General features: G+C 65.5%; 13 protein-coding genes. 8 read left to right on the forward strand and 5 right to left on the reverse strand.

The window, feature by feature from the left end; translation table 11 throughout:
• Window positions 1-53 precede the first annotated feature (53 nt).
• On the reverse strand, window positions 54-1100 hold the full coding sequence (locus tag ACZ1I2_RS09860) for an AraC family transcriptional regulator (protein WP_465174245.1): 1047 nt from the start codon (window positions 1098-1100) through the stop codon (window positions 54-56).
• A 143-nt stretch (window positions 1101-1243) separates the two neighbouring features.
• On the opposite strand from ACZ1I2_RS09860, the gene ACZ1I2_RS09865 reads away from it, so the two are divergent.
• From ACZ1I2_RS09865 to ACZ1I2_RS09895, 7 genes are all read left to right on the forward strand, one after another.
• Window positions 1244-2389 carry an acyl-CoA dehydrogenase family protein gene (locus ACZ1I2_RS09865; RefSeq protein WP_465174244.1) on the forward strand — a complete coding sequence of 382 codons (1146 nt, stop codon included), beginning with the start codon at window positions 1244-1246 and terminating at the stop codon, window positions 2387-2389.
• Between the two features lie 67 nt (window positions 2390-2456).
• Window positions 2457-3500: an enoyl-CoA hydratase/isomerase family protein gene (locus tag ACZ1I2_RS09870; RefSeq protein WP_465173970.1), complete on the forward strand. Its 1044-nt coding sequence runs from the start codon at window positions 2457-2459 to the stop codon at window positions 3498-3500.
• Between the two features lie 11 nt (window positions 3501-3511).
• Window positions 3512-4288 carry an enoyl-CoA hydratase gene (locus ACZ1I2_RS09875; protein ID WP_465169868.1) on the forward strand — a complete coding sequence of 259 codons (777 nt, stop codon included), beginning with the start codon at window positions 3512-3514 and terminating at the stop codon, window positions 4286-4288.
• A 2-nt stretch (window positions 4289-4290) separates the two neighbouring features.
• Window positions 4291-5175, forward strand: coding sequence for a 3-hydroxyisobutyrate dehydrogenase (gene mmsB / locus ACZ1I2_RS09880; RefSeq protein WP_465169867.1), 885 nt, complete (start codon window positions 4291-4293; stop codon window positions 5173-5175).
• Window positions 5176-5270: 95 nt separating this feature from the next.
• Entirely contained in the window at window positions 5271-6227 is a 957-nt protein-coding gene (locus ACZ1I2_RS09885; protein ID WP_465169866.1) for a cupin domain-containing protein, read from the forward strand.
• Window positions 6228-6367: 140 nt separating this feature from the next.
• Window positions 6368-6832, forward strand: coding sequence for a DUF4126 domain-containing protein (locus tag ACZ1I2_RS09890; protein WP_465169865.1), 465 nt, complete (start codon window positions 6368-6370; stop codon window positions 6830-6832).
• Window positions 6829-8211 carry an FAD-containing oxidoreductase gene (locus ACZ1I2_RS09895; RefSeq protein WP_465169864.1) on the forward strand — a complete coding sequence of 461 codons (1383 nt, stop codon included), beginning with the start codon at window positions 6829-6831 and terminating at the stop codon, window positions 8209-8211. Before ACZ1I2_RS09890 ends, ACZ1I2_RS09895 begins: the two co-directional genes overlap by 4 nt.
• Window positions 8212-8347: 136 nt before the next feature.
• Here ACZ1I2_RS09895 and map read toward each other — a convergent pair whose 3' ends face one another.
• Together map and ACZ1I2_RS09905 are read right to left on the reverse strand one after the other, a co-directional pair.
• Window positions 8348-9136 (reverse strand): type I methionyl aminopeptidase, encoded by a 789-nt coding sequence (gene map, locus ACZ1I2_RS09900; RefSeq protein WP_465169863.1) that lies wholly within the window; start codon window positions 9134-9136, stop codon window positions 8348-8350.
• Window positions 9120-9344: a ParD-like family protein gene (locus tag ACZ1I2_RS09905; RefSeq protein WP_465169862.1), complete on the reverse strand. Its 225-nt coding sequence runs from the start codon at window positions 9342-9344 to the stop codon at window positions 9120-9122. Before ACZ1I2_RS09905 ends, map begins: the two co-directional genes overlap by 17 nt.
• A gap of 149 nt (window positions 9345-9493) precedes the next feature.
• On the opposite strand from ACZ1I2_RS09905, the gene ACZ1I2_RS09910 reads away from it, so the two are divergent.
• Window positions 9494-10114: a glutathione S-transferase family protein gene (locus tag ACZ1I2_RS09910; RefSeq protein ID WP_465174243.1), complete on the forward strand. Its 621-nt coding sequence runs from the start codon at window positions 9494-9496 to the stop codon at window positions 10112-10114.
• Here the strand turns inward: ACZ1I2_RS09910 and ACZ1I2_RS09915 are convergent.
• On the reverse strand, window positions 10077-11387 hold the full coding sequence (locus ACZ1I2_RS09915) for a hypothetical protein (RefSeq protein WP_465174242.1): 1311 nt from the start codon (window positions 11385-11387) through the stop codon (window positions 10077-10079). The genes ACZ1I2_RS09910 and ACZ1I2_RS09915 overlap by 38 nt on opposite strands.
• A gap of 15 nt (window positions 11388-11402) precedes the next feature.
• A complete protein-coding gene (locus ACZ1I2_RS09920; RefSeq protein WP_465174241.1) occupies window positions 11403-12701 on the reverse strand; it encodes an MFS transporter in 1299 nt (432 codons plus the stop codon).
• Window positions 12702-12716 lie beyond the last annotated feature (15 nt).

Here is a 12716-nt window from a genome sequence, read left to right on the forward strand (position 1 = left end):
AGGCTGCGCGGGGCCGAAAAATGCCGATCGATTCCGGAATCGATCGCATCTTTTCAGTTCCGCACGATGTTCGCCCGGCGGTATTCGCTCGGCGACTGGCCGACGGTTTCGCGAAAGGCGCGGTTGAACGGCGCGAGCGAGCCATAGCCCAGGTCCATCGCGATAGTCAGGATCGGCAGGTCGACATGGGTGGGATCGACCAGCAATGCCCTGGCCTCGCCGATGCGGTGATGGTTGAGGAAGGCCGAGAAGTTGCGATAGCCCAGCCGCTGGTTGATCAGGCTGCGCAGCCGGTGCTCGGGCGTCTCGAGCAACTCGGCCAGCGCGCCGATGCTGAGGCCGGGCTCGCGATAGACCGCTCCGGCGATCGCGGCCTCGAGCTTGCGGTTGAGCACATGTTCGGACGGGCTGAAGCTCGGGGCAGGGGCGGGCTCCGGCTGGGCGGGATCGAACAGCAATTCGGGATCGCTCTGCAGCAGCGCGACGCCCATCGCCATGGTGGCGATCAGGATGGCGACGGCCTGGGCGAGCGCGATGCCCGGGTCCGCGCGGCGAAACCCGAACAGCATTTCCAGCACGATCACGACAAAGGCCAGCGTGCCCACCACGATCACGAATCCGACACGCAGCTGGCGCCGCTTCTCGATCAGGTCGTCGCCCCGTTCGCTGATCGCGATCAGGATCGCATGGCCGATAAAGACCAGCGATACGCTGCGCTGGATCGTCGAGACCGCGTTTCGCAGGTCGAGCTGCGCGTAGCGGGCGAAGAAGAAGCAGGCCCAGCAGCCAATCGTCACGGTGATGCCGACGATCAGCGCCCGCCGGTCGATCGCGCGTTCGAACAGGAGGTGCGCGAAGATCCACAGCAGCAGTGGCACCGACTGCGCGGCAAGCTGGATCAGCGCCCAGACCGGTCCCTCGGTCGGCCGGAACAGATACGTCGCCAGCGTCTGATAGCAGCACACGCCGATCAGCAGCATCGCCGTGGCGGCGCGGATCGGCATCGGCGCCCGGCCGCGTCCGATCACGATGGCGATCAGCAGCAACTGGCCGATCGCCAGCACCCGCATCACCGTGTCGAGGAGCATCAGCTGCGCCATATCCGCACCGTTATGGCTTGGCCGCGGAACCCCGTCCATCGCGCCGGTGGGAAATGTCGACCAGGCGCGATAGACATGGCCGCGTGTCCGGAAATGCCGTCGTCACGTGGGCGATCCAGGTTTTTTCTCTCGGGAATATCTCAATGACTCAGCAATTCGACATCACCGACGATCAGCGCGAGATCCAGGATCTGGCGCGCAAGTTCACCGCGGATCGCATCACGCCCTTTGCCGCGGAGTGGGACGAGAAGCACATTTTCCCGCGCGAGACGATCAAGGCCGCGGCCGAGCTCGGCTTCGCCTCGATCTATGTTTCGGAGGAAAGCGGCGGCATCAATCTCGGCCGGCTGGAATCGGCGCTGATCATGGAGGCGATGGCCTATGGCTGTGCCTCCACCTCGGCCTTCATCTCGATCCACAACATGGCGTCGTGGATGATCGATCGCTTTGGCAACCAGGCGGTAAAGGACAAATATCTCCCGCGCCTCGTGACGATGGACGAGATCGCCAGCTATTGCCTGACGGAGCCCGGTTCCGGCTCCGATGCCGCGGCGCTGAAGACCAAGGCAGTCAGGGACGGCGACGACTATATCGTCACCGGCTCCAAGCAGTTCATCTCGGGCGGGGGCGAGAACGAGATCTACGTCACCATGGTCCGCACCGGTGAGGAAGGCCCCAAGGGCATCTCCTGCCTGGTGATCGAGAAGGACATGCCCGGCGTCAGTTTCGGCGCGAACGAGCGAAAGCTCGGCTGGCATTCGCAGCCGACCGCGCAGGTGATGTTCGATGGCGTGCGTGTGCCGAAGGAGAACCTGGTGGGCGGTGAAGGAGAGGGGTTCCGCATTGCGATGATGGGGCTCGACGGCGGCCGTCTCAACATCGGCGCCTGCTCGCTCGGCGGGGCGCAGCGCTGCCTCGACGAGGCGATCAGATACACCAAGGACCGCAAGCAGTTCGGCACTGCGATCGCCGATTTCCAGAACACCCAGTTCATGCTCGCCGACATGGCGACCGAGCTCGAGGCGGCGCGCGCGCTGCTCTACATGGCTGCCGCCAAGGTAACGGCCAATGCGCCCGACAAGACCAAATTCGCCGCCATGGCCAAGCGTCTCGCCACCGATACCGGATCGTCCGTCGCCGACCGCGCGTTGCAGCTCCATGGCGGCTATGGCTATCTGATGGACTATCCGATCGAACGCTTCTGGCGCGACCTGCGCGTCCATTCGATCCTGGAGGGCACCAACCAGGTCATGCGCATGATTGTCGGCCGGGACCTGACACGGCAATGAGGAAATGGCCTGTTTGTGTTCCCGCGAAGGCGGGGACCCAGTCTGGACCGCCTTCGCGTGGGTACAAATTGTGAGCGACGTCCTCACCCAGCAAGACGGCAAGGTCGCTCGCATCCGGCTCAACCGGCCCAAGGCGATCCATGCGCTAAACACCGCGATGTGCGCCGCGATCCTCGACGCGCTGGAGGCATGGCGGATCGACCTCGACATCGAGGCGATCCTGATCGACCATGCCGAGGGCCGCGGCTTCTGCGCGGGGGGCGACATCCGCATGCTCGCCGAAAGCGGCGCGAAGGACGGCGCGGAAGCGCGCGAGTTCTTCCACACCGAATACCGCATGAACCACCGGCTGTTCACTTATGCCAAGCCAATCGTCGCCTTCATGGACGGCATCACCATGGGTGGCGGCGTCGGCCTGTCGCAGCCAGCGACATATCGTGTGGCGACCGAGAATACCCGGCTCGCCATGCCGGAAACCGGGATCGGCCTGTTCCCCGATGTCGGCGGCGGCTGGTATCTCTCGCGCCTACCGGGTCGCACCGGCCAGTATCTCGCGCTGACCGGGCACCGGCTCGACGGCGCGGAATGCCTCGCGCTCGGCCTCGCCAGCCATTATCTGCCGAGCGATCGGCTGGAAGAGGCCAAGGCCCGCATCGCCGCCGATCCCCAGCAGATCGCTACGATCCTGGAAGACCTGTCGGCACCCACGCCCGACGCCCGTATCCTCGCGCACCGCGATGCGATCGATCGCCTGTTCGCCTCGGACCTGCTCGAAGACATTTTCGCCGCGCTAGAGGCCGATCCTGGCGAATGGGCGCAGCAACAGCTCGCCACCTTGCGCACCAAGTCGCCGCAGACGATGAAGGTCTCGCTCCGCCTGCTCCAGGAAGGCACGATGATGCCGACCTTCGAGGACGAGATGCGCCAGGAATATGCCGTCGGCGCGCATGTCGTGCAGCGGCACGATTTCCTCGAGGGCGTCCGCGCGGTGATCGTCGACAAGGACAATGCTCCCCGATGGGATCCGCCAACGCCCGAAGGCGTGACCGATCACGTCATCGACCAGATCTTCGCCCCCTTGCCTGACGGCGAGGCGTGGACTCCCGCATAAGGACTCAACCCATGGCAGATTACGAAACCCTCCTCGTCGAGCAACGCGGCGCCGTTACGCTGATCACACTCAACCGGCCCCAGGCGCTCAACGCGCTCAACAGCCAGGTGCTCGCCGACCTGATCGCCGCGACCGCCGCGTTCGACGCCGACGACAGCCAGGGCTGCGCGGTCGTCACCGGCAGCGAAAAGGCCTTCGCCGCCGGCGCCGACATCAAGGAGATGCAGGCCCAGGGCTTCGCCGACATGTACGGCCACAACTTCTTCGCCGGCTGGGAGAAGTTCACCGCGACGCGCAAGCCGATCATCGCCGCGGTCGCCGGCTTCGCGCTGGGCGGCGGCTGCGAGCTGGCGATGATGTGCGACTTCATCCTCGCCGCCGACACCGCGAAATTCGGCCAGCCCGAGATCAAGCTCGCCGTCGCGCCGGGCATGGGCGGCTCGCAGCGGCTTACGCGCGCGGTGGGCAAGGCCAAGGCGATGGAGATGTGCCTCACCGGCCGGATGATGGGCGCCGAGGAAGCGGAGCGCGCCGGGCTGGTCAGCCGGATCGTCCCGGCGGCCGATCTGGTCGAGGAAGCAGTGAAGACCGCGGCGGCGATCGCGTCGATGGCGCCGCTCGCGGTCAAGGCGAACAAGGAAATGGTCAACGCCGCGTTTGAGACGGGGCTCGCGATGGGCATCCAGTTCGAACGGCGCCTGTTCCACGGCCTGTTCGGCTCGGCGGATCAGAAGGAAGGCATGACGGCGTTCGTCGAGAAGCGCCCCGGTAACTGGACGGGAAAATAACAATGGCACGCGTCGGATTCATCGGTCTTGGAAACATGGGCGGCGGCATGGCCGCGAACCTCGCGAAGAAGGGGCATGACGTCCGCGCCTTCGATCTCTCCGCCGAAGCGCTCGAACGCGCCAAGGCCGCGGGCTGCTTGCCCGTCACCAGCGCGGAAGAGGCGGCTGACGGCGCCGAGGCGATCATCACCATGCTGCCCGCCGGCAAGCATGTCGAACAGGTCTATACCGAAAGCCTGTTCGGCAACGCGCCGGCCTCGGCGATTCTGATCGACTGCTCTACCATCGACGTCGCCACCGCCAAGCGCATCGGCGAAGCAGCGCTCGCCAAGGGCCTGACCTCGGTCGACGCGCCCGTCTCCGGCGGCATCGGCGCGGCCAATGCCGGCACCTTGACCTTCATGGTCGGCGGCAGCGCGGAAGCGTTCGACCGCGCTCAGCCCTTCCTGTCCGACATGGGCAAGGCCGTGATCCATGCCGGCGACAGCGGCACCGGCCAGACCGCGAAGATCGCCAACAACATGTTGCTCGGCGCGACCATGGTCGCGACCTGCGAGGCGTTCCTGCTCGCGCGGAAGCTCGGGCTCGATCCGCAGAAATTCTTCGACATCTCCTCGGTCTCGTCAGGCCAGAGCTGGTCGATGACGACCTATGCGCCGCTGCCGGGCGTCGGCCCCGATACGCCGGCCGACCATGACTATCAGGGCGGTTTCGCGACTGCGCTGATGCTCAAGGATCTGCGCCTGGCGATGGAAGCCGCGGCCGAGGCGCATGCCGACACCCCGATGGGCGCGAAGGCGGCCGAACTCTATGAGAGGTTCGCCGCTGAGGGGCAGGGCGGTCTGGATTTCTCCGCCATCATCAGAATGCTCGACCACGCGGAATAAACCGTCGCAAAACACCGCCTCGGCATCTTGCATGCAACATTGATGTCATGCATCCCTATCACAAGGGCGGGCAACGCCGCTGGAGGGAGAAGGTGATGAAGGCTTTGTTGTATCTCGGCGCGACGGTTCTGGCAGTATCCACTGCCTGCATGGCGGTCGCGCAATCCGCGGCGCCGACCGAGCCAATGCCCGCCGGGCCGAAGGTGGCGGAGAATTTCTGGTCCGCCAAGCCGACCCGGCCGACGCCCTATGTCGCGCCCAACAAGGTCCATTGGAAGCTGTCGGAGATCCTCGCCGCGCATCGCGGCCAGAGCGACTGGGTCCAGCCGATCATCCGCAACCAGGAACAGGATGCGGACTATATCTCGCTCGGCGCCGGCAAGAAGACCAAGACGCGCATGTATGCCGACGACCGGGTCGTCTGGATCGTGCAGGACGGGTCGATGAAGGTGACGATCGACGGGGTCGCGCCGTTCGTCGCGACCAAGGGCTTCATGGTCAGCGTGCCGTTCCGCCATCTCTACTCGATCGAGACGGTCGGCGATCAGCCGTCGCTCCGTTTCGAGGTGCGCCAGGCCGGCTCCCCGCCGCTCTTCCCGCTTTCCGAAACGCCCGATGCCTATCCTGGCCGCACCTATATGAAGGTCCGCGGCAGCCCGGGCCCCGCGACCATCCCGACTGGTGGGACGAGCAACCCGATCTGGGTCGATTTCCTCAAGGACATCGCGATCGGCGACAAGCCCTATAACGGCAAGTTCGTATGGGACGATCACTTCACCTCGAACATCCTGCGCAGCAAGGCCGCGCCGGTGCCGCCCGCGACCAACAAGGGCCATTTCCATGTCGACTGGACCGAGTTCTGGTTCATCATGGAAGGCAAGATCGGCTACCAGATCGAAGGCTTCCCCTATTTCGAGGCCAATCAGGGCGATGTGGTCACGGCGGCCAAGGGTCGCTGGCACCGTGCCGGCAACAGCCCGCTGACGCCGATGTCAACGCGCATTCCGTTCAACCCGCGCCCGGTGATCCTGCACAATTTCGAACCGGAGTGATGAGGATCTGATCGAACCGGGTCATACCAAGGTGTAGTCCTGGCACCGGTGCGGACGATAGGCAGTGTCGTCCGCACCGGTAGTGATGGCGCAGGCGGATATCACCCGATATCGTGCCGCAACCTTGAAGGAGACCGCTGATGACCGTCCTGATCCTGGCCTTGCTCATCGGCGTCGTCGCCGGCCTTCGCGCAATGACCGCGCCCGCCGCCGTCAGCTGGGCCGCCCAGCTCGGCTGGCTGCATCTCGACGGCACCTGGCTCGCCTTTCTTGGATATCGGTTCACCCCCTGGATCTTCTCGCTCTTCGCCCTGGCCGAGCTGGTGACGGATCAGTTGCCGTCCACCCCGAGCCGCAAGGTGCCGCCGCAGTTCATCACGCGAATCCTGATGGGCGGGCTCAGCGGCGGGGCGATTGGTGCTTCGGCCGGATCCCTGATCGCCGGCATCGCCGCCGGCGCGGTCGGCGCGGTGGTCGGTACCCTGGGCGGTGCCGCGGTACGGGCGAAGCTGGCGGCGTTGTTCGGCAGCGATCGGCCGGCGGCGCTCCTCGAAGATGCGGTCGCGATCATTGGTGCCTTCCTGATCGTCTCGGCCGCGGTATGAGCCGCCGGTTCGACGCGATCATCATCGGCGGGGGGCAGGCGGGTCCGTCGCTCGCCGGCCGGTTGACCGAGAAGGGCATGACCGTCGCGCTGGTCGAGCGCGACCGTCTCGGCGGCACCTGCGTCAACACTGGTTGCACACCGACCAAAGCCATGGTGGCGAGTGCTTATGTCGCCCACGCCGCGGCCAGGGCGGCGGAATATGGGGTCGACCTGCCGGGCTCGCCGACGACGGACATGAAGCGCGTGCGCGACCGCGCGGCGGCGATCGCGTCAGACTCGCGCGGCCGGCTGACGGACTGGCTGGTCGGGATGGAGGGGCTGACCCTGATCCATGGCCATGCCCGCTTCACTGCGCCTGACACCATCGAGGTCGATGGCGAAGCGCTGACCGCGCCGAGGATCTTCCTCAATGTGGGCGGCCGCGCCAATGTGCCGCCGATGCCGGGGATCGACCTGATCACCCCGCTCACCAACGTCTCGATCCTCGATCTTGCCGAGCTCCCGCGGCATCTCGTCGTGGTCGGCGGCAGCTATATCGGCCTGGAGTTCGCACAGGCGTTCCGCCGGTTCGGCGCTCAGGTGACGGTCGTCGAGATGTCGCCGCGCCTCATCGCGCGCGAGGATGAGGATATCTCGGAGCTTATCCGCGACATGCTGGTCGCCGAGGGGATCGAGGTGCGCATCAACGCGACCTGCATCGCCTTTTCAGCCCATCCGGATGGCACCGCGGTCAAGGTCGATTGCACCGAGGGCGCGCCCGAAGTGATCGGGTCGCATGTGCTGCTCGCGATCGGGCGGCGGCCGAACACTGACGATCTCGGGTTGGACAAGGCTGGGGTGGCCACCGACGCACGCGGTTATGTGGCGGTCGACGACCGGCTGGCGACCAATGTGCCGGGCATCTGGGCGCTGGGCGACTGCAACGGTCGCGGTGCTTTCACGCATACCGCCTATAATGATTACGAGATCGTCGCGGCGAACCTGCTCGACGGCGCGGACCGGAAGGTGAGCGAGCGCGTATCGGCATACGCCCTCTATACCGATCCGCCGCTGGGGCGCGTGGGCATGACCGAGGCGCAGGCGCGCGAAACGGGACGGCCGCTCCTGGTCTCGACCCGACCGATGAGCCAGGTCGCCCGCGCGATCGAAAAGGGCGAGACCAACGGCCTGATGAAGGTCGTCGCCGATGCAGAAACGCACAAGATCCTCGGCGCGGCGATTCTCGGCGTCGGCGGTGACGAGGCGATCCACGGCATTATCGACGCGATGCATGCCGATCTCGCTTATCCGGTGCTGCAATGGGCGGTGCCGATCCACCCGACCGTTTCGGAGCTCATCCCGACCCTGTTGGGCGGGCTTCAGCCGCCAAAGGGCTAAGTCGCGCCGGTGCCTGGACCCGGATTGCCCAAAATGTCAGGCAGTTCACTGACATTTTTGATGGCAAGACCTTTTCGGAACTATAGTTGTAAATCAATGATTTAAGATGAATTGTCGAGAGAATTGGCACGCTCGGTCAGGCCGCGACCTTCATTCTGCTCATCATGTCCCGTTCGTCGGCGCGCAGCGTGAGCACCGACACGCCCGACGCGGTGACGGCGACGGTGTGTTCGAATTGCGCGGACAGCGACCCGTCGTTCGTCACGACAGTCCAGCCGTCCTCCTCGGTCCTCACGCTCCGCCGGCCGCGATTGAGCATCGGCTCGATCGTGAACACCATGCCCTCCCGTAAGGTGAGGCCAGTTCCCGGTTTGCCGAAGTGCAGGATCTGCGGTTCCTCATGCATCTCCCGGCCGATGCCGTGACCGCAATATTCCCGCACCACCGAATAGCCGTTGCGCTTGGCATGGCGTTCGATCGCCCAGCCGATGTCCCCGAGCCGCGCGCCCGGCCGAACCGCGCGGATGCCCATCCACAGCGCTTCGTAGGTGGTCTGGACCAGCCTCCTGGCGGCCGGATTCACCGCGCCGACGAGATAGGTCTTGCTGGAATCGGCGATATAGCCGTTCTTCTCGAGCGTGATGTCGAAATTGACGATGTCGCCGTCGCGAAGCATTTCGGTCGGCGACGGGACGCCGTGGCAGACCACGTGGTTCACCGACGCATTCAACACGAAGCCGTAGCCATATTGGCCCTTGCTCGCCGGCCGGGCCTGGAGGTCATGGACGATGAAATGCTCGACCATGTCATCGACCTGAAGCGTCGACATGCCGGCGAGCGGGGTGCGATCCAGCAACCCGAACACGGAGGCCAGCAGCCGACCGGATTCGGCCAGCAGCGCCAGTTCCTCAGGCTGCTTGGTCATGCTCGACCACGGCCAATGGCTGAGGCGAGAAGCCGGCGGAGCCAAGCTCGCGTGCGATGATCTCGGCGAAGCTGAGCGTCGGATTGGTCTCGCACAGCATGCCGACCTTGATCCAGAAGGCGGCCTGCGCATTGATCGATCGAAAGGTTACCTTGCTCGCCCTTCGCACCTGATCGTGCAGATCGTCGTCTATGTTCACAATGCCCATCAGGGTCTCCGCATATGATTCGTTTATATGGCGTATACAGATCGTATATGCGCAGGCCAAGGGGTGTGTCTGACGCTCGAAATAGCGGGCGAACGCCGTTGCAATCCTGCCCTTTCCCGGCATGAAGCAGGCTGGAAAAGGGGAAGCGCGTGAAGCTCTATCACTGCAAGGATGCGCGATCGCTGCGTCCGTTATGGACCTTGGAGGAGCTTGGCCTGGACTTCGAACTGGTGACGATGCCGGCACCGGCGCGGTTCGCCTATCCCGGCTATCTGGACATCAATCCGCTCGGCACGGTGCCGACACTGATCGATGGCGCGTTGACGATGACCGAATCCACCGGGATTTGCCACTATCTCGTCGACAAGGTCGAAACGACGCCTCTGCGCGTCGCGCGCGACGAGCCGGCCTATGGCGAATATCTCAACTGGCTGTACCGCAGCGATGCCACGCTGACCTTCCCGCAAACGATCGTGCTGCGCTATTCCGAGCTGGAGCCGGAGGAACGCCGGCTTCCCCAGGCGGTCGAGGATTATACGATCTGGTATCTGTCACGGCTGCGCAGCGTGGAGGCCGCGCTTCGGGATTGCGAATTCCTTTGCGCCGACCGGTTCACGATCGCGGACATCGCGGTGCATTTTGCGCTGTACATGGGGCGGTCGCTGGGGCTCGACGCGCGCTACAAGCCCAATTGCATCGCCTATCTGGATCGCCTGAGCGAGCGCCCGGCCTTCAAGCGGGCATTGGCCAGGCAGGAACTCGCCGGATGACCCGCTCGAGCATTTGCTGAAAGACCGCGGCGGTTGCGGCCACGTTGGTCGCGGATACGCATCGGGCATCGTCGCCCGCGCCGTGATGGAAGCGGTGGATGCCGAAGACCGCGGCGACATTTCGATATCCGGCGGCAAGAATCTCGATCTGCTCTCCGGCCGAAAGCAGCGCGCTCGAATAGGGCGCTTCCAGTCCGACATGGCCGGCAAAGAGGGTGCGCGCCAGCGGCAGCAGCGCCGGGCTGACCGACAGGAAGCGCTGGGGGTCGATGCTGGGAAGCCGCGCACCGGTGATCTCATGCCAGTCCTGCGCGGCGACATTGGCGCCGAGGTGCAGCCAGAAATGCGTGTCTTCGGGGCGCGGCGCGGTGGCCTTCAGCGCCTCCGCGGCGCCGAGATTTTCATATTCATGGCCGGTATTGCAGATGAAGGCGAGGTTGTAGTCCAGCACGGCGCGGCTGGCCCAGCGCGCCAGCCACAGCCAGGCCGCGATCCCCGGGCCGCGCTCGCCCGCGCAGCCATACCAGCCCGATCGCGGCGTCGAGACCGCCAGCCAGCTTTTCCTGCCGCGATCGATCCGGCCGATGAAGTTGAAGGCCGGGCGGCGGCCGCCCTTGCCGGTGACGTACAGCGTCGCTGCTTCCTTGCGAATCGCCGCGGTCAGAAACGGCCGGGCGTCGTCGGGCGCGAGGAGTGCGACCGGTCCGGGAAACATCGGTTCGCGCCCGTCCGCGTTGAGCGCGATCACCTTGCCGGTCGGGCCGTTGGTGATGGCGATGACTGCCTTGGCGCCGGCGGCGAAGGCAGCGGCGATCGGCGCCCGGATCGGCTTGGCCAGCGCGGTGGACCACCGGCCGAACGGCAGGTCGACCAGCGCGATCGCCCCTGCCAGCGGCGCATCCGCCTGACCGCCGGCATCGATGCGGACGAGCGGGCCCGTCGCGCCTTCGGGCCCGGTGGGTGTCACGATTGGCTGTGGCCATACCGCGGCCCTGGCCGCGCCGCAGAACAGTTCGCTGCGCTCCGGCTCGAACCAGGGCGTCGAGACATCCTGCCGCTCGACCTTGAAGCCGAGCTTCTCGATTTCCGAGGCGAGCCAGGTGCCGCAGGCGTTGTCGCCCATGCCGCCGGCCTGCTTGCTGCCGAAGCCGATATATTTCTCGAGATCGGCCGCGACCATGGCGGAAAGCCGGGCAGGGACCTTCGCCATCGCCGCTGTCACCGGTAACGCGGCGCTGCCGGCGAGAAAGCTGCGCCTGTCAGGCGTGAGCATGGTGCGTTTCCTTCTTCATCCGGCGCGAGCAGGCGCGGGTTTGCCCAGCAGCATGATACTGACCAGCGATACCACGCACATCGCCCCCAGATAGATCGAGATCGGCGCGCTGCTTTGATAATGCGCGAACAGGGCAGTGGCGATGATCGGCGCGAAGCCGCCGCCGAACACCGTGCCGATCTGATAGCCCAGCGACGCGCCCGAATAGCGCACCTCCTTCGGAAAAAGTTCGGCGAACAAGGCGGCTTGCGGGCCGTACATCATGCTGATGAAGATCAGCTCGAGCGTGATCGCCAGCACCACCGCCAGCGGCTCTCCCGTATCGATCAGCGGGAACATCGCGAAGGCCCAGGCGCCTGAGAGCACCGCGCCGAGGATGAAGATGCCGCGCCGCCCGAACCGGTCCGACAGCGCGCCGCAGAGGATCAGCGCGGGGATCATCGCGATGCTCCCGACCATCACCGCCAGCAGCATCACGTCGCGCGCGATCCCCACCGTGGCGGTGCCATAGGCCACCGCATAGGTGATCGCGGCATAGAAGCAGGTGTTGTTGGCGACGAACGCGCCGCCGGCGAGCAGGACGACGCGGGTGTGGCCCGTGAGCAGGGTTCGCAGCGGCGATGGCGGTTTTGGGCCGGTCGCGGCTGGGGACGCGCCGGGCTCTGCGTCCGGCTCGGGGATGGTCCAGTGGATGATCAGGCCGATGAAGATCAGCGCGATGCTGACGAGAAATCCGATCCGCCAGCCCCAGACGAGAAAGGCGTTCGAATCGATCAGCGCGCTGGTGATGAGGAACACCGAGTTCGCCAGCACCACGCCGAACGGCACGCCGACCTGGACGAAGCTGCTGTAGAAGCCCTGACGATGTGCCGGCGCGCTTTCGATCGCGAGCAATGCCGCGCCGCCCCATTGTCCGCCGACGGCGAGCCCCTGGATGAAGCGCAATATCACGAGCATGAGTGGCGCCATGCTCCCCGCGATCGCATAGCCTGGCAGCAGGCCGATCAGCGTCGTTGCCAGACCCATGAGGAACATGGCGAGCACCAGGGCGCGCTTGCGGCCATACCTGTCGCCGAAATGGCCGAAGACCATGCCGCCGAGCGGCCGCGCGATGAATCCCACCGCGAAGGTGCTGAACGCCGCGATCTGCGCGACGAACAGCGGCAGCTCGGGCGGGAAGAACAGCTTGGGGAAAACCAGCGCGGCGGCGGTGCCGTAGATGAAGAAGTCATACCATTCGACCGCTGCCCCGGCGGAGGCGATCAACGCCACCTTGATGCTCGGCCTGGCCGCCGGCGGCTGTTGCGTTGACAAGCTCTTCTCTCCCAA

This window comes from Sphingomonas sp. BL-S-29 (assembly GCF_055521495.1).

What these genes read in the sequence shown, in the direction of transcription:
- ACZ1I2_RS09890 (WP_465169865.1), top strand. Translation starts at nt 6,368, where the DNA reads ATGACCGTCCTGATCCTGGCCTTGCTCATCGGCGTCGTCGCCGGCCTT.
- mmsB (WP_465169867.1), top strand. Translation starts at nt 4,291, where the DNA reads ATGGCACGCGTCGGATTCATCGGTCTTGGAAACATGGGCGGCGGCATG.
- map (WP_465169863.1), bottom strand. Translation starts at nt 9,136, where the DNA reads ATGACCAAGCAGCCTGAGGAACTGGCGCTGCTGGCCGAATCCGGTCGG.
- ACZ1I2_RS09895 (WP_465169864.1), top strand. Translation starts at nt 6,829, where the DNA reads ATGAGCCGCCGGTTCGACGCGATCATCATCGGCGGGGGGCAGGCGGGT.
- ACZ1I2_RS09875 (WP_465169868.1), top strand. Translation starts at nt 3,512, where the DNA reads ATGGCAGATTACGAAACCCTCCTCGTCGAGCAACGCGGCGCCGTTACG.
- ACZ1I2_RS09915 (WP_465174242.1), bottom strand. Translation starts at nt 11,387, where the DNA reads ATGCTCACGCCTGACAGGCGCAGCTTTCTCGCCGGCAGCGCCGCGTTA.
- ACZ1I2_RS09865 (WP_465174244.1), top strand. Translation starts at nt 1,244, where the DNA reads ATGACTCAGCAATTCGACATCACCGACGATCAGCGCGAGATCCAGGAT.
- ACZ1I2_RS09905 (WP_465169862.1), bottom strand. Translation starts at nt 9,344, where the DNA reads ATGGGCATTGTGAACATAGACGACGATCTGCACGATCAGGTGCGAAGG.
- ACZ1I2_RS09860 (WP_465174245.1), bottom strand. Translation starts at nt 1,100, where the DNA reads ATGGCGCAGCTGATGCTCCTCGACACGGTGATGCGGGTGCTGGCGATC.
- ACZ1I2_RS09885 (WP_465169866.1), top strand. Translation starts at nt 5,271, where the DNA reads ATGAAGGCTTTGTTGTATCTCGGCGCGACGGTTCTGGCAGTATCCACT.